Below are 21,931 nucleotides of genomic sequence, written 5' to 3'. Positions count from 1 at the left end.
CGACCCACACAGAGGAGCCAGTACGTGAACGCCAACGCCAACCCCCAACCGGAGGAGCCGCGCCGCAGCGGGTCCGGGCACGTCGCCCTGGTCGGTTCCGGGCCGGGCGACGCCGATCTGCTGACCCTGCGCGGCGCCGAGCTGCTGCGCCGCGCCGACGTGGTCATCACGCTGCGCGAGCCCGCGGCCGAGGAGCTCTCCGGTTTCCGCGAGGAGCTCCTCTCCCACTGCTCCGAGGACGTCTCCGTGGTGGAGGCGGGCGAGTGCGGCGGCGACGTCAACGCCCTCGCGGTGGCCCGCGCCCGTGAGGGGCTGCGGGTGGTTCGGCTGTACTCGGGCGACCCGTTCTTCGGCTGCCGAGGCGCCGAGCTGGTCGCCGCCTGCCACGAGGCCGGGGTGGAGGTCGAGGTCGCCCCCGGCGTCTCCGCGGTCACCTCGGTCCCCACCTTCGCGGGCATTCCCCTGATGGACGCCGACCACCCCGAGGTGCGCGTGCTCAACGCCCGGGGCCGGGTCGACCTGGACTGGCACGAGGCCGCCGCCAGCGGCGCCACCCTGGTGGTCCTGGGCGCCGACGCGCCCGCCGGTGAGGCGCCCGAGCACCAGGGCCCCGGCTTCGACGTGCTGTGCAAGGCCCTCGTCGCGGGCGGCCGTCCCGGCACCACCCCCGTGTCGGTCGTGCGTGCGGGCGGCACCACACGCCAGACCACGGTCACCTCCACGCTGGCCCGCCTGGTGGCGGACCTCAAGGCCAAGGACGCCAAGGGACACCACGCCACCACGCCCGCGCTCATGATCGTGGGGCCCGCCGCGGCCCGCCAGGGCGAGCTGTCCTGGTACGAGACCCGGCCGCTCTTCGGCTGGCGCGTGCTGGTGCCGCGCACCAAGGAGCAGGCCGCGGCCCTGTCCGAGCAGCTGCGCGGCTACGGCGCGGTGCCCGAGGAGGTGCCCACCATCTCCGTGGAGCCGCCGCGCACCCCGCAGCAGATGGAGCGGGCCGTCCGCGGCCTGGTCACCGGCCGCTACCAGTGGGTGGCCTTCACCTCCGCCAACGCGGTCAGGGCCATCCGCGAGCGCCTGGAGTCCTACGGCCTGGACGCGCGCGCCTTCGCCGGGGTCAAGGTCGCCGTCGTCGGCGAGGCCACCGCCAGGGCGGTGCGCGAGTTCGGCATCCAGCCCGACCTGGCGCCGCCCGGGGACCAGCAGTCCAGTGCGGGCCTGGTGGGGGTGTGGCCGCCCTACGACGCCGAGATCGACCCGATCGAGCGCGTGCTGCTGCCGCGCGCCGACATCGCCACCGAGACCCTCTCCGAGGGCCTGGACAAGCTCGGCTGGGAGGTCGACGACGTCACCGCCTACCGCACCGTGCGCGCCGCGCCCCCGCCCGCGCCTGTCCGAGAGGCGATCAAGGGCGGCGGTTTCGACGCGGTGCTGTTCACGTCCTCCTCCACGGTGCGCAACCTGGTGGGGATCGCGGGCAAGCCGCACAACACCACCGCCATCGCCGTGATCGGTCCCGAGACGGAGAAGACCGCCATCGAGTTCGGCCTGCGCGTCGACGTCGTGGCACCCCGGACCTCCGTTTCCGCCCTGGCGGAGGCCCTGGCGGAGTACGGTGCCGAGAAGAGGCGCGAAGCCCTCGAGGCGGGCAAGCCCGCCCTCAAGCCCAGCCAGAAGCGGCGCGGACGCCGCCGCAAGCTCTGACCCCGCCCGCCCACCGCACGAACCTCCACCGGGAGCCCGTGATGACCGCCTCCAGCAACGACGCCGCCTTCCCCGCCGTCCGGCCGCGCCGCCTGCGCCGCGGACCGGCGCTGCGCCGCCTGGTCGCCGAGAACCGGGTGCTGCCGGAGAACCTCGTCCTGCCGATGTTCGTCAAGGAGGGCATCTCCGAGCCGGTGGCCATCTCCTCGATGCCCGGCCAGGTGCAGCACACCCGGGACAGCCTGCGCAAGGCCGCCCACGAGGCCGCGGCGGCCGGGGTCGGCGGGCTGATGCTGTTCGGCATCCCCGGACACAAGGACGCGCGGGGCTCGGCCGCCGACGACCCCGAGGGGATCGTCCAGGTGGCCCTGCGCGACCTGGCCGCCGAGGTCGGCGACGACATCGTGGTCATGGCCGACCTGTGCCTGTGCGAGTACACCGACCACGGCCACTGCGGACCGCTGCGGGCCGACGGGCACGTGGACAACGACCTGACCCTGGAGCGGTACGCCTCCGTCGCCGCGGCCCAGGCCGAGGCGGGCGCCGCCGTGGTGGCGCCCAGCGGCATGATGGACGGCCAGGTGGCGGCCATCCGCGCCGGGCTGGACCGCGCCGGGCACGAGCAGGTGCCGATCCTGGCCTACGCGGCCAAGTACGCCTCGGCCTTCTACGGGCCCTTCCGCGAGGCCGCCGAGGGCGCTCCCCAGTTCGGCGACCGCTCCGGCTACCAGCAGGACCCCGCCAACGCCCGCGAGGCGCTGCGCGAGGTCGCCCTGGACGTGGCCGAGGGGGCCGACATGGTGATGGTCAAACCGGGCCTGGCCTACCTGGACATCGTGGCCAGGGTGGCCGAGGCCTCACCGGTGCCCGTGTCGGCCTACCAGGTCAGCGGCGAGTACGCCATGATCGAGGCGGCGGCGGAGCGCGGCTGGCTGGACCGGGAGCGCGTCATCCTGGAGACGCTGACCTCCTACCGCCGCGCGGGTGCCGAACAGATCCTCACCTACTGGGCGACGGAGGCAGCCCGCCTGCTGCGATAGCGACAGGGCCCACGTCCCGGTCGCGGTCTCCGGGGGCAGGGCCTCCACCACCGCGAGGCCGCGCCCGTACCACGAGGATCACCGGGGAGGCTCCATGGCCGAGGTTCTGTACCGACGTAAGCGTCGTCCCGCGACGGACACCATGCTCGAGGCCGCGCTGGGCTACGCCCGGCTGGGCTGGCCGGTGGCGCGCGGCACCTCGCCGGGCCGGGACCGCGCGTGCAGCTGTGACCGCATGGGCTGTCCGGACCCGGCGGCGCACCCGGTGACGATGGCCTGGGGCGTGGAGGCCAGCACCGACGCCGGCACCATCCGGCGGTGGTGGACGGCCACCCCGCGGGCGAACATCATCCTGCCCACCGGCCGGGTCTTCGACGTGTTCGACGTACCGCGCGAGGCGGGCGTGATGGCGCTGGCCCGGATGGGCCGCTCGGGCCTGCCCGCGGGCCCGGTCGCTGCGGTGGAGTCCTCCCGCTACCTGTTCTTCGTGGCCACCCGCTCGCCGGTGGACGAGGACGAGTGGTGGTCCTGCCACCTGGACTGCGTCCCCGAGGGCGTGGAGGAGATGCCGGGCCTGCGCTGGCACTGCCGGGACAGCTTCGTGCTCGGCGCCCCCTCGCTGCTGCCCTCCGAGGGACGGGTCTCCTGGATCCGCAGCCCCCGCGACGCGGACGGCTCGGTGGTACTCCCCGACCCGATCGCGGTGCTCGACATCCTGTCCGACGCCAGCGAGGAGTTCGCGTCCTAGTACGGCAAACAGGTGTGCCGATGCCCGGGGGAGCTCAGCAGAGCCGATTCGGCCATCACCAACGCGGAGAACGGCGGCGGTCGGCGGGCTCGCCACCCTGATCCGCCCGGTCCCCCGCGGCCCTTGGGACGAGCCTCCCGGCTCACCGGTCGAGTCGCGCTGCGGCCACGCGGGAGTCGATCCAGGCGCACAGGTCCTCCAGGGCGGCCTCGGTTCGCTCGCGGTCGCCGGTCATGAGGAAGTCAGTCTCCAGTCCGGCGAAAGCGGCGTTGAGCATGGTGGCGTACACGAGCGCCGCCTCCCGGTCCAGGCCGCGCGCGACCAGGCACGTCGCGACGAACTCCGCGCGCCCGCGGACGAAACCCGGCACCGGGCACGGAAGCCTGCCGCTGGCGGCCAGGCCCTCGATCTCACGGACCAGCCGGGTCGTGGCCACCTCGCCGGAGCCGAGGTTGCGCTCCCACGCGGAGCGGACGATGGCGCTGACCGGCACGGAGGGGTCGTCCCAGCCGGGGGTGGCGCGCAGGGCCTCGTGCTGCTGTTCGTCCAGCCGCTCCAGGACGGCGGCGACGAGGGCGTCCTTGCCCGCGAAGTGGTGGGTGAGCACACGCGTGCTCTGCCCGAGCCCCTCGGCCAGAGCCCGCAGTGAGAAGCTGCCGATGCCCGTACGGGCGAGCTGGCCGATCACCGCGTCGACGACGTCCTGGCGACGGCGCGGGTCCGCGATTCGTGGCATGGCGCCCCACCTCCGGAAGGTCACTGTGGCACACAGATAAGGGAAACAGTCGTTACCCTTATTTCATGAGTGGTTTCCCGCGGCCTCCCGTGTGGCTCCTCGCCCTGGCCTTGGCCGCCTTCGCGGTCCAAACCGACGACTTCGTCATCATCGGCGTGCTCCCGTCGATCGCCTCCGACGTGAACGTGCCGGAGGCCGCGGCCGGACAGCTCGTCACCGCCTACTCCCTCGTCTACGCGCTCACCGCTCCCCTCTGGGCGGTCCTGTTCGCCCGGATCCCCCGCAGGCGTGCCCTGTTCTGGGCCCTGGCCGTGTTCACGGTCGCCAACGCCGCCGTCCTGCTCGTCGACGGCTACCTCCCGCTCATGGCCCTGCGGACCGTGGCGGTGCTCGCCGCGGCGGTGGTCCTGCCCACCTGCCTGGCGATCGCGAGCACCCGGGCCCCGCCCGACCGCAGGGGCCGCTACCCGGCCACCGTCATGATGGGCCTGGCCGGCGCGATCCTGATCGGAGTCCCCCTGGGAACATGGATCGGCGCCCTTCTGGACTGGCAGGCGACCTTCGTGCTCGGCGGACTCCTGGGGCTGGCCTCCCTCGTGCTCGCCGCCCGTGCCCTGCCCGCGGGATCGGACGGTGCCGACGAGGAGCACCAGACCCTGACGGGCCTCGTCCAGCCGCTGGTCAACCGGACCGTGGCCGTCATCCTCGCGATCACGGTCCTGACCGTGGCCGGAAACCTCGCCTTCCAGACCTACATCGCGGTCATCCTCTCCGGGCTCTCCGGTGTCACCCCAGCTCTGCTGGCCGTGCTGCTGGTGTGCTCCGGCGTCGGCGGCCTGCTCGGCACACAGGCGTCGGGCCGCCTGGTGGACCGCCTCGGGCCGCTCCGCGCCTTCCTGTGCGCCGTCGTGCTCTTCTGCCTGACAATGTCCTCCCTGGCCCTGCTGTGGCTGGCGGCCCCGGTACCCGTGTGGGCGGTGGTGCCCCTGCTCATGGTCTGGTCGGCCGCCGCATGGGCGGTGCCGCCGAGCCTGCAGACGCTCATGCTCGACCGGGCGGGCGCGCGGGCCGCCTCGCAGGCCATGGCCGTGCACAGCAGTTCGGTGTACGTCGGGGCGGCCCTGGGCGGAGCGCTCGGAGGTGCGGCGGCCGTCATGAGCCCCGGCCTGGTCCCGGCCGCCGCGGGGAGCCCCACCCCGCGGGCCGGTGTTCCGGCAGGTACAGCCCCGCCGCCGGGGCCGGAACGATCTCGGCCAGGCACAGGGACGCCCGCCGTCCCAGTTCTCGGAACTCCTCCTCGGTGCGTGCTCTGCCACCGAGGAGGGCAGGCATGGCCAGGTCCTTCTGGCTCACGGGCAGGGGCGTTCGCGCACCGGCGCACTCGGGGACGATCCGGTAGAGGACGCGGACGCGGCGAACGTTGTGCCGGGGCGTCGTGCGGCAGGGCGTACACACCCCGGAGACGGGCCCCGGTACGGCCGTGCGGGAGGGGGCGCCGCGGCGCCCCCTCCGCCCCGTGCCCCGGATCAGGGGCTGATCCGCTCGGCGTTCACGACCACGCCGTCCTCGTCGCTGTAGAGCCACTCGCCCGGGACGAAGGTGACATCGCCGAAGGTCACCGGAACGTCCAGGCGACCGGCCGCGTCCTTGAGCGACTTGCGCGGGTTGGAGCCCAGAGCCTTGATGCCCAGGTCCAGGCGGCCCAGGGCCACGGTGTCGCGCACGGCCCCGTGAATGACCGCCCCGGCCCAGCCGTTGGCCACCGCGGCCTCGGCGATCATGTCGCCCATCAGGGCGGACCGGAGCGAGCCGCCGCCGTCCACGACCAGCACGGCGCCCTCCCCGGGGGTGTTCAGCACCTGCTTGACCAGCCCGTTGTCCTCGTGGCACCGGACGGTGCGGATCCGGCCGGAGAACACCGTGCGTCCGCCGTACTGGCGGAACTGCGTGGAGCAGCTGCGCAGGGTGTCGCCGTGGTCGTCGATGAGGTCCGCCGTGGAGAAGTTCGAGGTCATGACAGCTCCGGTCTCGGGAGAGCGGGTGGACCCTCCTCAAGTTACTCGTGGGTACTCGCGACCCCTTCGTCGGTCTCGCCTTTCTCTTTCGTCGGTGTGCCCGCTTCGGGGACTTTGAGCGTCCGTTTTGATGACAGTATGTGTGCTTTCACGTCATCAACCCGTGAGGGTTCCGTCATCTCCCGGCGTAACGTGGCCCGCTCCCACTCCGCGCACGCGGCCCTCCCCGTACGACCTCCTGGAGAGAGATGGTCTCCGAGATCCTCGACGTCAGCGCCGCCTGGTCCCGGTCCGTGATCGAGTCCGCGGCGGACCTCCCCCCATGGGCGCAGAGCGCCGTCCACGCGGGCACCGACCTCCTCCTCGGCGTGTTCGCGGTCCTCTTCCTCGCCGCCTGGTGGCGCGCCCGCTCCGAGCACCCGCGTCTGGTCGGCCTGGCGCTGCTCGCCCCGGTGGCCACCGTGGCGGCCTACCTGGCCAGCCGCACGGTGAAGTCCTTCTTCGAACAGATGCGGCCCTGCCAGGCCATGACCGACCTGGCCACCATCGCCACGTGCGACCCGATCGGTGACTGGTCCTTCCCGAGCAACCACTCGGCCATCGCCGGCGCCGCCGCGGCCGCTGCGGTCCTGGCCTGGCGGCGCGCCGCCGTCGTGGCCGTCCCGGTCGCCGCCCTGGAGGCCTTCTCCCGGGTCCTCGTCGGCGCCCACTACCCGCACGACGTCACCGTCGGCCTCCTGCTCGGCGCCGCCGTCGCCGTCCTGGTCTCCCTGGCCGCCTCCGGCCCCATGACCGGACTCGTGGACCGGATCGCCCGCGACACACGCCTGCGGCCCCTCGTGCGCGCCGACCGGCCGCACGCGCCGACGGCGGCCACCCGCCCCCTCCCCGCGGTCGCAGCCCCCCGCTCCGGCCCCGACGCCCCCGCGGACTCCCGCGCCGCCGGGGTCTGAAAGCCCCCCGCGTGCCCCGCCCCTCCCCGGGGCGGGGCGGCGACCTGCGGTGCGGCGGGGCGGGTCACGGTACCGCGACCGGACACAGCTGACACACTGGTGGTGTGGGTACTCAACAGACTTCCGCAGAGCTCTTCCAACGCGCCTCCGCCGCCGTTCCCGGAGGCGTCAACTCCCCGGTGCGCGCCTTCGGCGCGGTCGGAGGCACTCCCCCCTTCTTCGTCAGGGGTGAGGGCCCCTACCTCACCGACGCCGACGGCCGCCAGTACGTCGACCTCATCTGCTCCTGGGGACCGCTCATCCTCGGGCACGCCGCGCCCTCCGTCAGGGAGGCCCTGCACGGCGCGGTGGAGGCCGGAACCTCCTACGGCGCGCCGACCCCCGGCGAGGTCGAGCTCGCCGAGCTCATCGTCGGCCGCACCCCGGTGGAGAAGGTCCGCCTGGTCAACTCCGGCACCGAGGCCACCATGTCCGCGATCCGCCTGGCGCGCGGCTTCACCGGGCGCAGCAAGATCATCAAGTTCGCGGGCAACTACCACGGCCACGTCGACGCGCTCCTGGCCGCCGCCGGATCGGGGCTGGCCACCTTCGCCCTGCCCGACTCCCCGGGCGTGACCGGCGCCAGCGCCGCCGACACCCTGGTGCTCCCCTACAACGACACCGAGGCGGTCGAGCGGGCCTTCGCCGAGTACGGCGAGGAGATCGCCTGCGTCATCGCCGAGGCCTGCCCCGCCAACATGGGCGTGGTCCCGCCCCGGCCCGGGTTCAACGCCCGGCTCAAGGAGATCGCGCACGCCAACGGCGCCCTGCTCGTCCTCGACGAGGTCCTCACCGGCTTCCGGGTCAGCGCCTCGGGCTGGTACGGCCTGGAACGGGTCGCCCCCGACCTGATGACCTTCGGCAAGGTCATGGGCGGCGGTCTGCCCGCCGCCGCGTTCGGCGGCCGGACCGAGATCATGGACCGGCTGGCCCCCACCGGCCCCGTCTACCAGGCGGGTACGCTGTCCGGGAACCCGCTGGCCACCGCCGCCGGACTCGCCACCCTGCGGGGGGCCACGCCCGAGGTCTACGCCCGGATCGACCAGGTCTCCGAGCAGGTCCGGACCGAGGTCTCCAAGGCCCTGGACGCCGCCGGGGTCGCCCACCGGGTCCAGAGCGGCGGCAGCCTCTTCACGGTGTTCTTCACCGACCGCGACGTCATCGACTTCGACACCGCGCGCACCACGGACACCAGGGCCTTCTCCGCGTTCTTCCACGCCATGCTCGACCAGGGCGTGTACTTGCCGCCCGCGGCCTTCGAGGCGTGGTTCTTCTCAGCCGCGCACGACGACACCGCCGTCGACAGGGTGGTGTCGGCGCTGCCCCGGGCCGCCCGGGCGGCGGCCGAGGCCCAGGGCTGATCCCGCACCGCCCACGATCCCGAGGGAAAGACACACGATGACGACGACCACCGTCGTGCACCTGATGCGACACGGAGAGGTGTACAACCCGGCCAAGGTGCTCTACGGAAGGCTTCCGGACTTCCACCTCAGTGACCGGGGACAGCGGATGGCGGAGATGGCCGCCGACTGGTTCGAGGGGCACGACATCGCCGCCCTGTTCTCCTCGCCGCTGGACCGCACCCAGGAGACGGCCGTCCCGCTGCAGAAGGCCACAGGGCTGCCCGTCACCCTGGACGACCGGCTCATCGAGGCGGCCAACAAGTTCGAGGGCATGGCGTTGTCGCGGCGCTCTGTGCGCGACCCCCGTGTCTTCAGCCGGGTCTACAACCCCTTCCTGCCGTCCTGGGGCGAGCCCTACAGCGAGATCGTCGCCCGCATGGTGGAGGCCATCAAGGTCGCCCGGCGCGCCGCCTGGGGGCGCGAGGCGGTGTGCGTCAGCCACCAGCTGCCGATCTGGATGGCGCGCCGCGCCGCCGAGGGCAGGCGCCTGTGGCACCGCCCGGACCTGCGCGAGTGCAACCTGGCGAGCGTGACCTCGCTGACCTTCACCGAACAGCGGCTGACCAGCGTCAGCTACGCCGAGCCCGCCGCCGTTCTGTACAAGGACGAGCCTCCGCTCCCCGGGGCGTGATCCCGAGCGCGCACCCGCCACGGTAAGCTGGGGCTTCGGGTGCGGTGGGTGCGCTCTGCAGCGCGGCCCTCCCCGGGTGCGTCCCGGTCGCACCGGCCGTCTCGTGCTCCGAGCGCGTCGGTGCCCAGCGGGCCAGTGACCGCATCCGAGCCCCTTGCCGGTTTGCACCGCTCAGCGGTTCGGCATGTCCGTAACTCTCGTCAGCGAGAAGGTGATCCCATGGGTTCCGTCATCAAGAAGCGCCGCAAGCGGATGGCGAAGAAGAAGCACCGCAAGCTGCTCAAGCGCACGCGTGTGGCGCGCCGCAACAAGAAGTAGGGCGGGGTCGCGGCGAACGTCGTCTCTCCGCGGGCTGCGGGCGCGCACCGAGCACGCCCCCGGACGCGGAGACACCGCCGTCCTTGCGCGGCCCTCCGCCGTGTCAAAGGAATTTTCTGGGTGAGGCACTGTTGTGTCTCACGGGTCGCGGTCGCCGGTTCACCCTCGGGGTGAACGGTCCGCGGACCCGCCGGAACAGATCCTGCCTCCTTCCAAGGAAGCGTGTCGCCATGGCTCGTGTCGTACTCGTCACCGGGGTCTCCAGCCCCCTGGCCGCCCGGGTCGCGCAGACCCTGGGCGAGGAGCCCGGCGTGCGCCGGGTGATCGGCGCCGACTCCTCGCCGCCGCCCGCGGACTCCGAGGGCTTCGAGTACGCCCACGTCGACCTGCACGACGGGAGTCTGGACCGGATCGTCACCGATTCCGGAGCCGACCTCGTCCTGCACCTGGGGCTGGACAACCAGGGCAGCCCCAACCGCGAGGAGAACGTGCTGGGCACCATGCGGGTGCTCGGCGCGGCCCAGCGCTCCTCCACCGTCCGCCGCCTGGTGGTGCGCTCCACCGCCACCCTGGACGCCGACGACGCGTCCGAGGTCGAGCGGCACACCCGCGGCCTGCAGCGCCGCCGCCCCGACCTGTCGGTGGCCGTGCTGCGGTTCGCCAACCTCATCGGCCCCTCGGTGAGCACCCCCCTCACGCGCTACCTGGACTCGCGCTTCGTTCCCACGGTGCTCGGCCGGGACCCGCACGTGCAGTTCCTGCACGAGGACGACGGCGTCGAGGCGCTGGTGCGCATGGCGCTCAGCGACGGCACCGGGTTCTTCGACGTGGCGGGCGCGGACGCGGTCCCGCTCTCCCACTGCCTGCGCCGCGTCGGCGGCCAGCGCCTGCCCGTTCCCGCGCGCGGCCTGCGGATGCTGCGCGGGCTGGCCAGGCACGGCCGGATCGACTACGCGAGTTCCAGCGCCTCCCGCGCCGTGCGCGCGGGGCTGGACACCTCAGGGATGGACTCCGGCTCCCTGGAGCGCGTGCTGGACTGGTCCCCCGCCTACACCTCCGCGGAGGCCTTCGAGTCCTACGCGGACAGCCGCCGTTCCGGCCTTACCTCCTCGCGCGGCGGTCTGCGCCCCATCCACGTGATCGTGCTCGCCAGGTCCACGCTGGGGCGCTGAGCGCTTTCGCCTGGTTTCTCCCCCAGAGAACCGCCGTGGGAGCGCGTCAGGGCCTCTGGGCGCCTTCGGGTGGGCGCCGGGCGGGCCCTGGGGGACCGTGTGCCTCTCAGACCGTTCTGCGGTGTTTGACCGCGCGCATCGCCACCGCCCCTGCGACCGCTCCCGCCATGGCGGCCGGTACGGCCACCCGCAGCGCGGCCCGGTGGCGTCGGAAGTCGTGCACGGGCCAGCCGTGGGTGCGCGCGTACCGGCGCAGATCGGCGTCGGGGTTGACCGCGTGCGGCCGCCCCACCAGGGACAGCAGCGGCAGGTCGTTGGAGGAGTCGCTGTAGGCCGAGCAGGAGGCGAGGTCCCAGCCCTCCTCCAGGGCGAGTTCGCGCACCGCGACCGCCTTGGCCGGTCCGTGCAGCAGGTCCCCGTTCAGGCGGCCGGTGTACACCCCGTCGATGCTCTCGGCCTCGGTGCCCAGCGCACCGGTCAGCCCCAGCCGTCTGCGGATGATCTGGGCCAGTTCCACCGGCGTCGCCGTCACCAGCCACACGGGCCGCCCCGCGTCCAGGTGCGCCTGGACCAGGGCCCGGGTGCCCTCCCAGATGCGGTCGGCCATGGTGTCGTCGTAGATCTCCTCGCACAGGGCGACCAGGTCGTTCACGTCATGGCCCGCCACGAAGGCCAGCGCGGCCTCGCGCGCGGCGTTGATGTGCTCGGGCTGTTCGCTCCCGGTCACGCGGAACACCGTCTGCCCCCACGCGAAGCGCATCAGGTCGCGGGTCGTGAACAGGTCACGGGAGGCCAGGCCCCGGGCGAAGTGGTAGATCGACGCACCCCGCATCAGGGTGTTGTCCACGTCGAAGAAGGCGGCCCCGCGGCCGTTCGGAGGCGGGGGCGCGGCGTCGTGTGACACGGTTCTCTCCTGGCTCGGGCGGAGGAGGCGGTCCCTCCGGTGCGGGCGGGCCTCCGGCGCCGGGGCGGCGCTCCCCGCGTAGTGCGAGCCTAAGGCCCTCCACGGGTCGAGTGTGGCGGCTGGGATGTGACGGCAAACCAGGTGATGAAGGTCACAGTGGTGGCCCCGGTCGTGCCCCGCACTCTGCGGGATCTCGTCCCAAACGAACCCCGCATATCCGTACCGAGTGCACATCCACCCGCTAACGTGCAGCATCATTGTCGGGATGGTGACGGTAGGACTGGCATTCATAAGCGCGTTGGTGGGCTGGAGCGCCACCGCCGCGCTTGCCGCGTACGCCCAGCGCCGTCCCGGTGTGGCCGCCGCCGGCTGGCTGGTCGCCGCGCTGGGTGTCACGGTCGGCCTCAGCGCGGGCGTGGTCGGGGCGATGTTCGACTTCGGCGGGCCCACCTTCCGGCTGCTGCACATCGGCATCAGCCTCATCGGCCCGCTCTACATGGCCTGGGGCGCCCTGGAGTACGGCGTCCGCTCACCGCGCGGCCGGTTCACCTCGCGCCTGTTCCTCAGCGCGTTCACCATCGTTCCCCTGGTGGTGTTGTTCGTCGACCGGGTGGGTACCCGCTTCGGCGACTCCTACCCCGCCCTGGGCGACCACTACGACCTCATCCCGCGCTTCCTCGTCAACGCCGCGCAGATCCTCGTCACTGTCCTCCTCGTCACCGCGCTCGCCGCGGTCGCCAGACGCGCCTCCGCCAACCGGACGACGGACCTGTCGGTGCTGGGTCTGGTGGCGCTGGCCGCGCTGCTCTCCGTCCTCGTCGGCCGCCTCGGCCTGGGAGCCATGGGGCCGGTGCTCATGCTCGGCGCCGTCGCCGCCCTGTGGGGGGCGGCCGCCCTGGCCGCCCGCCCCCGGCGCGACCCCTACGACGAGGACGACTACGACGACTACGACGACGCGGACGAGGACCTCGACGACGACCTCCTGGAGGAGCCCGTGCGCCGTAAGCGTCGAACCGCCGACCCCTACGACGACTACTACGACGGTCCGCCGGTCCGCCAGGCGCCGCCCGCCAAGCTGCGCGGCGTCATCACCATCTACACGCTCGCCGAGGGCCGCGGACCGGGTTTCGACCGCCTCGCCGACGCCGTCGTGGCCCAGGTCTCCAGCCGGGAGCCCGACACCCTGCTGTTCGCCTGCCACACGGTGCCCAGCGCCCCGCTGCAGCGCATCGTCTACGCGATCTACCGCGACGAGCTGGCCCAGGAGGAGCACGAGCAGCAGCCGCACGTGCTGGAGTTCTCCCGCCTGAGCACCCAGTACGTGGTCGCCACCAACGTGATCGAGCTCTCCCTCTCCGGCGCGGCGGCCAGTGACGGCCTCGCCGCCATGCTGATGCCGCGCTGAGCGAGGACCGCGCGGCCGGCGCCCCGACGACGTCCCGAACCGGGACGAACCCCCGGGCGGGACGAACCACCAGGTGGCTCCCGGCGTCCCACCTCGGGTGAAGTACCCTTCCCTACAGGTTTTTCATGACCGGCGTCCGTCGGACGCCGATGGCGTGTGACCACGATCGGCGGGACGACCCAGCCGCGAGCGCGCCGGAACGAAAGAAAGTGTGCTGGGATTTCCGATGCGTAAGTTCCTCGTCATCCTCCTCGTCCTCCTGGCGGCCCTGGTGGTCGTCGCCGACATCGCGGCACGCGGCTTCGCGCAGAACATGATCGCGAGCCGGGTGGCGGAGCAGTTCCAGACCAACGAGGAGCCGGAGGTGTCCATCGAGGGCTGGGCCTTCCTGCCCCAGGCGATCAGCGGGACCTACTCCGAGATCAACATCACCGCGGCCTCCGCCACCATGGACGGCATCACCGTCGAGCAGATCGACGTCACCGCCAGCGACGTCGACGCGCCCCCCGCCGACCTGATCGACCAGCCCAGCGTGGTGGCCGGGCAGCTGGACGGCTCCCTGACCGTCCCCTACTCCTACTTCAACGCCTACCTGCCCGAGGGCATCACCATCACCACGGAGGGCGGCGAGCCCCGGATCACCGGCGAGCTGGCCTTCCCGGAGTTCGGTATCAGCACCTCGGTCAGCGCGGCGGGCGAGTTCGCGGTGGACGGCGACACCGTGACCGTGACCCCCGTCGACGTCCAGGTCGGCGACGCGCCGGTCGACGTCAGCGGCATGGCCGCGGGGATGCTCACCTTCAGCGCGCAGACCCCCCAGATGCCCTTCGGACTGACCATCACCGACATCGAGGCCACGGCCAGCGGCGTGCGGGTCAGCGCCAGCGCCCAGGACGTTCCGATCATGGGCTCCGAGGCGGCCTGACCGCTCCGGACGGCCACCGCCCCGCAACGTCCGGCGGCGGTGGCCCCGGCGCACGGGAGAGGGAGGCGACATGGCGCGACCGCGGCGGGAGGGGGAGGACGGGGTCCTCACGGCCCGCGACATCGGTGCCGAGCTCGGGGAGCGGGCCACCCTGGTGCAGTTCTCCACGGCCTTCTGCCAGCCCTGCCGGGCCACCCGCCGGATCCTGGACGAGGTCGCGGGCATGGTCGGGGGAGTGGTGCACGCGGAGGTGGACGCCGAGTCCCGGCTCGACCTCGTCCGGCGCCTCGGGATCACGGCCACGCCCGCCGTCCTGGTCCTGGACGCCTCCGGCCGGATCGTGCGCCGGGCCAGCGGCCAGCCCCGCCGGGCCGACGTCATCGCGGCGCTCGGCGCGGCCGTCCTCTGAGGCGGGTTCCGGCAAACGCCCCACCGGGGCGGATATCCTCCCTGTGATCCACCCCACCCGTGACAAAAGCCTGACGAGGGCTGTAGCGTCTGGGTGTGACTTCCTTGACGAGCGCGTATCTGACGAAGCGACGGGCAGTGGACTTCTGCCGCGTCGCCGCCGCGCTCTGTCTGTGTCCCTAGGGCGGACGGGGCCTCCCGCCCCGCGCTCCCACCGTGCGACTGGTACCTCTTCCGTGTACGCAGCTGGGGACATCACGCCATGCAGGTCGACCCTCACGGGCAGAGCCTGATCCCTGCCCCGGACGCCCCCGTACCGACCGCGGCCCCCGACGACGGCAGGACCCGGACGCCCCGGGAACCCGCCCCGACGGCCGCGCCGGTCCGCCGGTTCTCCCGGTCCTCCTCCGGCCCCGTCCCCACCGGCTTCGTACGTCCCGGACCCCTCGCACGCCCGGCGGGCCCGCGGCCCTCCGGTGGCCCCGCGCCGCCCCCGCACACCTCACCGTCCCTTCCCGCGCCGCACCGGGCCACCGCCCCACGGCTCCGGGGGGAACGGAACGACCCCCCGCGCCCCGGGTCCGCTGTTCCCGGGAGCACAGACCAGCACACGCGACACCGCACAAGAAACACAGGAGGTTCCCTATGAGCCGCTCCGACGTCCTCGTGGACGCCGACTGGGTGGAGGCTCACCTGGATGACGACAACGTGGTCCTGGTCGAGGTCGACGAGGACACGTCCGCCTACGACAAGGGACACATCCGCGGCGCGGTCAAGATCGACTGGAAGACGGAGCTCCAGGACCCGGTCCGCCGTGACTTCGTGGACCGCGAGGGCTTCGAGAAGCTGCTGTCGGCCAAGGGCATCGGCAACGACGACCAGGTCATCCTGTACGGCGGCAACAACAACTGGTTCGCCGCCTACGCGTACTGGTACTTCAAGCTCTACGGCCACGACAACGTCCGCCTGCTGGACGGCGGCCGCAAGAAGTGGGAACTGGACTCCCGCGAGCTGGTCAAGGACGTTCCCGAGCGGCCCGCCACCCAGTACACCGCCAAGGAGCAGGACTCCTCGATCCGAGCCTTCCGCGACGAGGTCGTCCAGGCCATCGGCTCCAAGGACCTGGTGGACGTGCGCTCGCCCGACGAGTTCACCGGCAAGCTGCTCGCACCCGCGCACCTGCCGCAGGAGACCTCACAGCGCCCCGGCCACATCCCGACCGCGCGCAACATCCCGTGGGCCAAGACGGCCAACGAGGACGGCACCTTCAAGACCGCCGAGGAGCTGCGCGAGCTCTACACCGAGGCCGGTGTGGACCTCGACAAGGAGATCATCGCCTACTGCCGCATCGGCGAGCGCTCCTCGCACACCTGGTTCGCCCTGCACGAGATCCTGGGGCTGGAGAACGTCAAGAACTACGACGGCTCGTGGACCGAGTACGGCTCCCTGGTGGGCGTCCCGGTCGAGCTGGGAGAGGCTGAGGCCAAGTGAGCGACAGCTGCGGAGCACCGGTCGGCGGGGTCGCCCTCGCCGACGTCGACGCCGGTAACCAGGCGGTCATCCAGGGTACGGTCACCCGGGACGGCCAGCCGCTGAGCGGGGCCTACGCCCGGCTGCTGAACTCCTCCGACGACTTCGTCGGCGAGGTGGCCACCGGCGAGGAGGGCACGTTCCGCTTCTTCGCCGCCGACGGCACCTGGAAGGTGCGCGTCCTGGCCTCCGGGGGCTTCACCGCCGAGTACGCGGTCGAGGCCCAGGTGGGCAAGGTCATCGACCTGCGGGTCCAGGCCTAGGGGCGCACGGCCCAGACGTGGCGCGGGGCGCCGGTGCCGACGGGGAACCGTCCGGTACCGGCGCCCCGCGCGTGTGCGGGTCGAGTCCCGTCCCCCGCCCGGCGGGGGGACGCCGCCGCGAGGGGCCGGCCGGACCGGGACGGCGGGTCGGAAGGCGGCGTGCGCGCGCACCGCGTCTGACGGGCTTTTCCACAGGTCCGCGGCGGGGCTGGAAAGCGCCGCGCGGCCCTGCTTCACTGGCTCTGACGGCCTTTCCCTCCCGATACGCGGCCGCAACCGGTGTCCGCTGCCGGTCCGGGCTGGGCCGTGGCAAGCACGCCGGGCGGCGCCACCGCGCCGCCCGCGCTCCGGTCCCGGCCGGAGCGCCGCGTGGACGAGTCCCCGGCCGCTCCCGCGGCCGGACAGGAGGTGTTCGGACGGTGCCCACCCCCCGGTCAGGCGGCGCATCAGGAGGAGAGACCGCGCGTACCTACGTCGGCTGGCGGCACACCGTGCTCCTGCCGCCCCCGGGTCCGGCTCCGCGCCGCCCCACGCCATCCGACGCCGAGACCCTCGGCGAGGAGTGGATCGCCGCCGAGCGCGAGAGGGAGGCCCAGACCAACCGCCCCCTCTACTTCGCCCTGGCCGGGCTGGCCCTGTTCGCCCTCCTCTTCCCCCTCCTGTGGACACTGCGCATCCTCCCCGGCAGCTTCGCCGTCGGCGGGGTGTTCGCCTGCGCCGCCATCGCGGCGCCCATCGCCTTCGCCCTGGTCCAGAGCCGGCAGGTCGTCGCCGAACGCCTGGCCAGGGCCCGTGAGCGCCTGTCCGCCGAACGCGAGGAGCGCGACCGCGCCCTGCGCGAACAGCAGCGCGAGCACGCCCGCAGGTACACCGAGTGGCAGGCGGCCGCCCGCGCCTACGAGGCGCAGCCGCTCTGGTACGGGGTGACCTCCGGCGCGGGCACCGTCCTCGTGGTCGGCGGCGACGAGGCCGGGTGGTCCGCCCTGCTCACCACGGTCGGCGTCTCCCGGCTGCGCGAGGGGGGCGACCTGACCGTCGTCGACCTCACCGGCCGCTCCGTGGTCCGAGAACTCGTCAACCTGGCCCGCCGCTGCGCCGTGGCCCCGCGCCGCTGGGTGCTGCCCGCCGACCTGCCCCGGATGTCCCTGGGCACCAACCTCGACGCGGGCCAGCGCGCCCGGATCCTCTCCGCCGTCGCGGCGGCCTCCGGCGCCACCGACGACGCCGACGCCGACGAGACCCTCCTGCTGCGGCTGCTGGAGGTCCTGGGGCAGCGCGCCGGGATCGCCGAGCTCATCGGCGGCCTGCGGGCCCTCCTGACCCCCGCGGACGACGCCGCCGAGGACGACCCCGCGCTCGCCCTGCTCACCCCCGACCAGCGGGTCCGGGTCCGGGAGCGCTGCGCGGGCGGCGCCGACGTCCGAAAGCGCGCCTGGGAGCTGGAGCGCCGGCTCAGCCCCTTCGAGGCCGTCGGCACCCGGGCGGACGACGCCGGGTACGCCCAGATCAAGATCATCTCCATCGACCGGGCCTCCGGTCGGGACGCCGCCCGCCTCTACGGCACCTACGCCGTCTCCGCGCTCAGCGAGCTGCTGGAGGCTCCGGAGCCGCCCCGGGGCGTGGACGGCCGCCGCCCCCGGGTGCGTCCCGACCGCACCCGCACCGTGGTGGTCTGCGGCGCCGAGACCCTGCCCGCCGGAGAGGTCGACCAGGTCCTCGCCGCGGCGGCCGAAGGCGGGGTGGAGGTCGTCCTCATGTTCCGCACCGCCGCCCCCGCCGCGCTCTCGCGCTTTCCCGACCCCTCCTGCCTGCCGGTCGTCATGCGCCAGGACGAGGGGGCGGAGGCCGTCGCGCGTGCCGTCGCCCGGATGCCCGGCGCGGCCGACCGCGACCAGGACGCGCTGCGGCTGCACCGCCTCACGGAGGGGGTCGGCGAGGCCGTGGCCGACGCGGTTCCCGCCGACGAGGGGGACCCCGACGCGGAGGTGGCCTCCGACGACCGGTTCTTCCCCTCCCCGCACACCGACTCCGGGGCGGTGATCCGCAACGCCGCGGCGGCGATAGCCCCCCTGGACCTGGTCCGGCATGTGAGATCCGCCACCGCCTGGGGAAGGGCCACCGCCCGGGCCGACGGGGCCGACGTCCCGGCCAGCGCCACGGGCGGGGAGGAGCCGCCGGTGCGCACCTGCGGCCTGGACGCGGAGTCGCTCCGCGCGCTTCCTTCCACCGCCGCGCTGGTCCTGACCCCCGACGGTCCTGTGCTCGCCGACACCAACCCGGGTATTCTCACCCTGTCCACAGCCACTCTCGCCACGGTGGACGACTCCCGGAACACCGGCACCAAACCAGACGTTGGCCACGAGAACGCGTCGAGCGGGGACGGAACGGGGAGCGGAAGGCGTGCCGGGAGTCCTCGCGCCGCGGCCCCCGACTCCTCCGACCCCGCGGGGCTGGCCTCGGCTCCCGCGGAGACCGACGGCCGGGTGCCGCCCAACCTGGGACCACCGCCGGAGCGGTTGGACTGGCGGGTCTGATCCGGGGTGGACAATAGGCTTGGCCCGACACATCGCCCGCCGCCTCCCAGGAGCGACCGGCGCGGGTGATCCAGCACTTCTGGAGATTTGATGAGCGAGCTTCCCCTGCGCGCCCAACTGGCATCGGTTCTGGGAAGGAGCGCAGCCAGCCTGTCCCGTGCCACCGGACGGGGAGACGGCTCCGTGATCGGCGGCCGGGTGGCGCTCAAGGTCGAACCCGACCTGCTCGCCAAGCTCGCCCGGGGCCGCAGGCTCGCCCTGGTCAGCGCGACCAACGGCAAGACCACCACCACCCGGCTCATCGCCCAGGCCCTGCGCGAGTTCGGTGACGTGGCCACCAACGAGTACGGCGCCAACATGCCCACCGGGCACATCACGGCGCTGTCGGACAACCGGTCCGCCGTCAACGGGGTGCTGGAGGTCGACGAGAAGTACCTGCCCCAGGTGCTGCTCGCCACCCAGCCCGCGTTCGTCGTGCTCATGAACCTGAGCCGCGACCAGATGGACCGCGCCTCGGAGATCAACCTGCTCGCCAAGAAGTGGCGCACCGCCCTGGGCAAGGGCAGCACCCACGTCATCGCCAACGCCGACGACCCCCTCGTGGCCTGGGCGGGCCTGGGCGCGCCCAACGCCACCTGGGTCTCCGCGGGCCAGCGCTGGAAGGAGGACTCCTGGTGCTGCCCCGAGTGCGGCGGCCACCTCAAGCGGGACGTGGACCCGTACTGGGAGTGCCCCGAGTGCGGCCTGGCCCGGCCCCAGACCAGCTGGTCGGTGGACAACGAGTCCGACACCCTGGTCACCCCGGAGGGCCAGCGCATCAAGCTGCGGCTGAACCTGCCCGGTGACGCCAACCGCTCCAACGCCGCGATCGCCGCCGCGACCGCCGCCGGGTACGGCATCCACCCCGAGCGCACCGTGGAGCGGTTGCGCGAGATCACCTCGGTCGCGGGACGCTACACCTCCGTGGTCACCATGGGCGTCGAGGTCCGGCTCCTGCTGGCCAAGAACCCGGCCGGGTGGCTGGAGTCCTTCGCGGTCCTGGACCCGCCCCGCACCCCGGTGATCCTCGCGGTCAACGCGCAGATCCCGGACGGCAAGGACACCTCCTGGCTGTGGGACGTGGACTACACGGTGCTGCGCGGCCGCCGCGTGTTCGTCATGGGCGAGCGCCGCACCGACCTCGCGCTGCGCCTGGAGACCGACGGCGTCCAGTTCGAGGTCGCCGACCGGGTGGACGAGGTCCTGGGCCGCCTCAAGCAGGAGCAGCCCGACATCACCAAGGTCGACCTGATCGCCAACTACACCGCCTTCCAGCAGATCCGCACGGCCTACGGCCGCGTCCAGTAGGAGAGACCCATGACGAACACCAGCGCCCTGCGGATCGTGTGGATCTACCCCGACCTGCTGAGCACCTACGGGGACCAGGGCAACGTCCTGATCCTCAAGCGCCGGGCCGAGCTGCGCGGCATCCCCACCGAGGTCGTGCACGTCCACTCCAGTGACCGCGTGCCCGACCAGGGTGACATCTACCTGCTCGGCGGCGGCGAGGACCGGCCGCAGATCCTGGCCGCCGAGCGACTGCGCGCCGACGGCGGTCTGGCCCGCGCCGCGGCCCACGGCGCCTGCGTCTTCGCGGTCTGCGCCGGGTACCAGATCATCGGCGAGTCCTACGGCGACGACGAGGCCAACCCGCTCCCGGGCGTGGGCATCCTCGACATCCGCAGCGGGCGCGGACAGACCCGCGCGGTCGGCGAGATCGTCGCGGACGTGGACCCCGCCCTGGGCGTGGGCCGGATCACCGGCTTCGAGAACCACCAGGGCCGCACGGCCATCGGCCCGGCGGCCAAGCCGCTGTCCACCACGGTGCGCGGCATCGGCAACGACGACCGCACCGAGGGCGCCTACCAGGGGCAGGTGCTGGGCACCTACCTGCACGGCCCCGCCCTGCCCCGCAACCCGGAGCTGGCCGACCTGCTGCTGCGCTGGCGGGTGGGCCAGCTGCCGCCGCTCCCTCCCTCCTGGGGGGAGCGCCTGCACGAGGAGCGCCTCGCGGCGGCCCTGCGCTGACCCCGTCCGCGGGTCCGACGGGAGGCCTCCCGCCGGACCCGCGTGGCGTTTCCCACCCCGGGGGCGTGTCGAGGAATGAACCGCCGGGGGCCGCTTGCTGTTGCGTGCATGAAGGCAATCGCACTGCAACAGTACGGATCCGCCGACGACCTGGCCCTGACGGAGCTGCCCGAACCCAAGGTCGCCCCGAGCGAGGTCCTGATCCGGGTGAGGGCCGCCGGGGTCAACCCCGTGGACTGGAAGCTCGCCGCCGGCGGGCTCGACCCCCTCATGGAGAGCGGCTTCCCGCTCGTACCCGGATGGGACGTGGCCGGGGTGGTCGAGGCGGTCGGACCCGACGCGCACGAGTACCGGGTGGGCGACGAGGTCTACGGCTACCTGCGCAAGGACTGGGCCAAGAACGGCACCTACGCCGAACTCGTGTCGGCCAACGTGCGTATGCTCGCGCCCAAGCCCGCCTCACTGAGCTGGGAGCAGGCCGCCGGTGTCCCGCTCGCCGGGCTCACCGCCCTGCAGTCCGTCCGGCGGGCGGGGATCGGCTCCGGTGACACGGTGCTCGTCCACGCCGCCTCGGGCGGGGTCGGCTCCTTCGCCGTGCAGATCGCCGCCGCCTTGGGCGCCCGCGTCATCGGCACCGCCAGCGAGCGCAACCACGACTACCTGCGGTCCCTGGGGGCCGAACCGGTGGTCTACGGTGACGGCCTCGACGACCGGGTCCGGGCGCTGGCCCCGGAGGGGGTCGACGCGGTGCTCGACCTCGTCGGGGGCGGCGTGGCCGAGCGGTCGCTGCCCCTGGTGAGCGCCCCCGAGCGCGTCGTGTCCATCACCGACCCCGACGTCCAGCAGGCGGGCGGCCACTGGCTGTGGGTCCGGCCGGACTCCGCCGACCTCGCCGAACTCGCGCGCCTGGCCGACGACGGCAAGCTCACCGTGCACGTGGACCGCGTGTTCCCGCTCGCCGAGACGGCGGAGGCCTGGCGTCTGAGCCAGACCGGTCGCACCCGCGGCATCGTCCTGCTTGAGCTGGGCCCCCCGCACGCCCTTGCCGCCGCGCTTCTGGGCGCGGTAGTTGTCGATGCGCGTGCGCTTGGCGTACCCGCCGCGGGAGATCGTGACGACCACGTCCTCCTCGGCGA

General features: G+C 73.3%; 20 protein-coding genes and 3 pseudogenes. 19 read left to right on the top strand and 4 right to left on the bottom strand.

All coding sequences use genetic code 11. The features are described 5' to 3' along the window. The first annotated feature begins 24 nt into the window (after nucleotides 1–24). The 3 genes from FYW95_RS25235 to FYW95_RS25225 all read left to right on the top strand — a co-directional run bounded on the left by FYW95_RS25235 (nucleotide 25) and on the right by FYW95_RS25225 (nucleotide 3,492). Complete coding sequence (locus tag FYW95_RS25235; protein WP_159944224.1) at nucleotides 25–1,704, top strand: bifunctional uroporphyrinogen-III C-methyltransferase/uroporphyrinogen-III synthase; 1,680 nt, start codon at nucleotides 25–27, stop codon at nucleotides 1,702–1,704. Nucleotides 1,705–1,745: 41 nt separating this feature from the next. Beyond that, a complete protein-coding gene (gene hemB / locus FYW95_RS25230) occupies nucleotides 1,746–2,744 on the top strand; it encodes a porphobilinogen synthase (RefSeq protein WP_159944225.1) in 999 nt (332 codons plus the stop codon). Between the two features lie 94 nt (nucleotides 2,745–2,838). Continuing rightward, nucleotides 2,839–3,492 carry a bifunctional DNA primase/polymerase gene (locus FYW95_RS25225; RefSeq protein ID WP_159944226.1) on the top strand — a complete coding sequence of 218 codons (654 nt, stop codon included), beginning with the start codon at nucleotides 2,839–2,841 and terminating at the stop codon, nucleotides 3,490–3,492. Between the two features lie 142 nt (nucleotides 3,493–3,634). On the opposite strand, the gene FYW95_RS25220 is transcribed toward FYW95_RS25225, so the two are convergent. After that, a complete protein-coding gene (locus FYW95_RS25220; RefSeq protein ID WP_159944227.1) occupies nucleotides 3,635–4,228 on the bottom strand; it encodes a TetR/AcrR family transcriptional regulator in 594 nt (197 codons plus the stop codon). A gap of 65 nt (nucleotides 4,229–4,293) precedes the next feature. On the opposite strand from FYW95_RS25220, the pseudogene FYW95_RS25215 reads away from it, so the two are divergent. Continuing rightward, nucleotides 4,294–5,295: pseudogene (locus FYW95_RS25215) on the top strand (MFS transporter); the annotation flags it as partial. A 459-nt stretch (nucleotides 5,296–5,754) separates the two neighbouring features. On the opposite strand, the gene rraA reads toward FYW95_RS25215, so the two are convergent. Then, nucleotides 5,755–6,243 (bottom strand): ribonuclease E activity regulator RraA, encoded by a 489-nt coding sequence (gene rraA / locus FYW95_RS25210; RefSeq protein ID WP_159944228.1) that lies wholly within the window; start codon nucleotides 6,241–6,243, stop codon nucleotides 5,755–5,757. A gap of 248 nt (nucleotides 6,244–6,491) precedes the next feature. Between rraA and FYW95_RS25205 the strand changes: the two genes are divergently transcribed. From FYW95_RS25205 to FYW95_RS25185, 5 genes are all read left to right on the top strand, one after another. Then, a complete protein-coding gene (locus FYW95_RS25205; protein WP_159944229.1) occupies nucleotides 6,492–7,196 on the top strand; it encodes a phosphatase PAP2 family protein in 705 nt (234 codons plus the stop codon). A gap of 104 nt (nucleotides 7,197–7,300) precedes the next feature. Then, nucleotides 7,301–8,596, top strand: coding sequence for a glutamate-1-semialdehyde 2,1-aminomutase (gene hemL / locus FYW95_RS25200; protein ID WP_159944230.1), 1,296 nt, complete (start codon nucleotides 7,301–7,303; stop codon nucleotides 8,594–8,596). 37 nt (nucleotides 8,597–8,633) lie between these two features. After that, on the top strand, nucleotides 8,634–9,269 hold the full coding sequence (locus FYW95_RS25195; RefSeq protein ID WP_159944231.1) for a histidine phosphatase family protein: 636 nt from the start codon (nucleotides 8,634–8,636) through the stop codon (nucleotides 9,267–9,269). Between the two features lie 219 nt (nucleotides 9,270–9,488). Further along, nucleotides 9,489–9,587, top strand: a complete 99-nt coding sequence (locus FYW95_RS25190; RefSeq protein WP_013155353.1) for a 30S ribosomal protein bS22 — start codon at nucleotides 9,489–9,491, stop codon at nucleotides 9,585–9,587. A 230-nt stretch (nucleotides 9,588–9,817) separates the two neighbouring features. After that, nucleotides 9,818–10,759, top strand: a complete 942-nt coding sequence (locus tag FYW95_RS25185) for an NAD-dependent epimerase/dehydratase family protein (RefSeq protein ID WP_159944232.1) — start codon at nucleotides 9,818–9,820, stop codon at nucleotides 10,757–10,759. Nucleotides 10,760–10,865: 106 nt separating this feature from the next. Here FYW95_RS25185 and FYW95_RS25180 read toward each other — a convergent pair whose 3' ends face one another. Next, a complete protein-coding gene (locus FYW95_RS25180) occupies nucleotides 10,866–11,663 on the bottom strand; it encodes an HAD family hydrolase (protein WP_159944233.1) in 798 nt (265 codons plus the stop codon). Between the two features lie 265 nt (nucleotides 11,664–11,928). Between FYW95_RS25180 and FYW95_RS25175 the strand changes: the two genes are divergently transcribed. The 10 genes and pseudogenes from FYW95_RS25175 to FYW95_RS25135 all read left to right on the top strand — a co-directional run. Beyond that, complete coding sequence (locus tag FYW95_RS25175; protein WP_159944234.1) at nucleotides 11,929–13,068, top strand: putative quinol monooxygenase; 1,140 nt, start codon at nucleotides 11,929–11,931, stop codon at nucleotides 13,066–13,068. A gap of 226 nt (nucleotides 13,069–13,294) precedes the next feature. Then, nucleotides 13,295–13,993 carry an LmeA family phospholipid-binding protein gene (locus FYW95_RS25170; protein ID WP_159944235.1) on the top strand — a complete coding sequence of 233 codons (699 nt, stop codon included), beginning with the start codon at nucleotides 13,295–13,297 and terminating at the stop codon, nucleotides 13,991–13,993. A 70-nt stretch (nucleotides 13,994–14,063) separates the two neighbouring features. Beyond that, the gene (locus FYW95_RS25165; RefSeq protein WP_159944236.1) at nucleotides 14,064–14,402 is read left to right on the top strand and encodes a TlpA family protein disulfide reductase; all 339 of its coding nucleotides are present in this window, start codon (nucleotides 14,064–14,066) and stop codon (nucleotides 14,400–14,402) included. Nucleotides 14,403–14,497: 95 nt separating this feature from the next. Continuing rightward, the gene (locus tag FYW95_RS29005) at nucleotides 14,498–14,584 is read left to right on the top strand and encodes a putative leader peptide (protein ID WP_352983320.1); all 87 of its coding nucleotides are present in this window, start codon (nucleotides 14,498–14,500) and stop codon (nucleotides 14,582–14,584) included. Between the two features lie 462 nt (nucleotides 14,585–15,046). Continuing rightward, nucleotides 15,047–15,892 carry a sulfurtransferase gene (locus FYW95_RS25160; protein ID WP_159944237.1) on the top strand — a complete coding sequence of 282 codons (846 nt, stop codon included), beginning with the start codon at nucleotides 15,047–15,049 and terminating at the stop codon, nucleotides 15,890–15,892. Next, nucleotides 15,889–16,194: a DUF1416 domain-containing protein gene (locus FYW95_RS25155; protein WP_159944238.1), complete on the top strand. Its 306-nt coding sequence runs from the start codon at nucleotides 15,889–15,891 to the stop codon at nucleotides 16,192–16,194. The genes FYW95_RS25160 and FYW95_RS25155 overlap by 4 nt, the downstream gene beginning before the upstream one ends. Nucleotides 16,195–16,613: 419 nt before the next feature. After that, entirely contained in the window at nucleotides 16,614–18,728 is a 2,115-nt protein-coding gene (locus FYW95_RS25150) for a hypothetical protein (RefSeq protein ID WP_201295035.1), read from the top strand. Nucleotides 18,729–18,818: 90 nt separating this feature from the next. Then, the gene (locus FYW95_RS25145; protein WP_159944239.1) at nucleotides 18,819–20,075 is read left to right on the top strand and encodes a Mur ligase family protein; all 1,257 of its coding nucleotides are present in this window, start codon (nucleotides 18,819–18,821) and stop codon (nucleotides 20,073–20,075) included. Nucleotides 20,076–20,084: 9 nt separating this feature from the next. Continuing rightward, the gene (locus FYW95_RS25140) at nucleotides 20,085–20,795 is read left to right on the top strand and encodes a type 1 glutamine amidotransferase (RefSeq protein WP_160050917.1); all 711 of its coding nucleotides are present in this window, start codon (nucleotides 20,085–20,087) and stop codon (nucleotides 20,793–20,795) included. Between the two features lie 75 nt (nucleotides 20,796–20,870). Then, nucleotides 20,871–21,749, top strand: a pseudogene (locus FYW95_RS25135) (NADP-dependent oxidoreductase); the annotation flags it as partial. A 54-nt stretch (nucleotides 21,750–21,803) separates the two neighbouring features. On the opposite strand, the pseudogene FYW95_RS29000 reads toward FYW95_RS25135, so the two are convergent. Further along, nucleotides 21,804–21,931: pseudogene (locus FYW95_RS29000) on the bottom strand (DNA gyrase C-terminal beta-propeller domain-containing protein); the annotation flags it as partial.

It is taken from the genome of Nocardiopsis sp. FR4 (genome assembly GCF_009830945.1).
Lineage (GTDB): Bacteria > Actinomycetota > Actinomycetes > Streptosporangiales > Streptosporangiaceae > Nocardiopsis.
The sequence above is the reverse complement of the archived record's forward strand: the minus strand, read 5'-3'. Positions and strand labels throughout refer to the sequence as shown.

Bases quoted from the DNA above. Each gene is read 5' to 3' on its own strand.
- FYW95_RS25225 (WP_159944226.1), top strand. From the start codon at position 2,839: ATGGCCGAGGTTCTGTACCGACGTAAGCGTCGTCCCGCGACGGACACC.
- FYW95_RS25185 (WP_159944232.1), top strand. From the start codon at position 9,818: ATGGCTCGTGTCGTACTCGTCACCGGGGTCTCCAGCCCCCTGGCCGCC.
- rraA (WP_159944228.1), bottom strand. From the start codon at position 6,243: ATGACCTCGAACTTCTCCACGGCGGACCTCATCGACGACCACGGCGAC.
- FYW95_RS25165 (WP_159944236.1), top strand. From the start codon at position 14,064: ATGGCGCGACCGCGGCGGGAGGGGGAGGACGGGGTCCTCACGGCCCGC.
- FYW95_RS25140 (WP_160050917.1), top strand. From the start codon at position 20,085: ATGACGAACACCAGCGCCCTGCGGATCGTGTGGATCTACCCCGACCTG.
- FYW95_RS25145 (WP_159944239.1), top strand. From the start codon at position 18,819: ATGAGCGAGCTTCCCCTGCGCGCCCAACTGGCATCGGTTCTGGGAAGG.
- hemB (WP_159944225.1), top strand. From the start codon at position 1,746: ATGACCGCCTCCAGCAACGACGCCGCCTTCCCCGCCGTCCGGCCGCGC.
- FYW95_RS25160 (WP_159944237.1), top strand. From the start codon at position 15,047: ATGAGCCGCTCCGACGTCCTCGTGGACGCCGACTGGGTGGAGGCTCAC.
- FYW95_RS25170 (WP_159944235.1), top strand. From the start codon at position 13,295: ATGCGTAAGTTCCTCGTCATCCTCCTCGTCCTCCTGGCGGCCCTGGTG.
- FYW95_RS25205 (WP_159944229.1), top strand. From the start codon at position 6,492: ATGGTCTCCGAGATCCTCGACGTCAGCGCCGCCTGGTCCCGGTCCGTG.
- FYW95_RS25220 (WP_159944227.1), bottom strand. From the start codon at position 4,228: ATGCCACGAATCGCGGACCCGCGCCGTCGCCAGGACGTCGTCGACGCG.
- FYW95_RS25190 (WP_013155353.1), top strand. From the start codon at position 9,489: ATGGGTTCCGTCATCAAGAAGCGCCGCAAGCGGATGGCGAAGAAGAAG.
- FYW95_RS25175 (WP_159944234.1), top strand. From the start codon at position 11,929: ATGGTGACGGTAGGACTGGCATTCATAAGCGCGTTGGTGGGCTGGAGC.
- FYW95_RS25195 (WP_159944231.1), top strand. From the start codon at position 8,634: ATGACGACGACCACCGTCGTGCACCTGATGCGACACGGAGAGGTGTAC.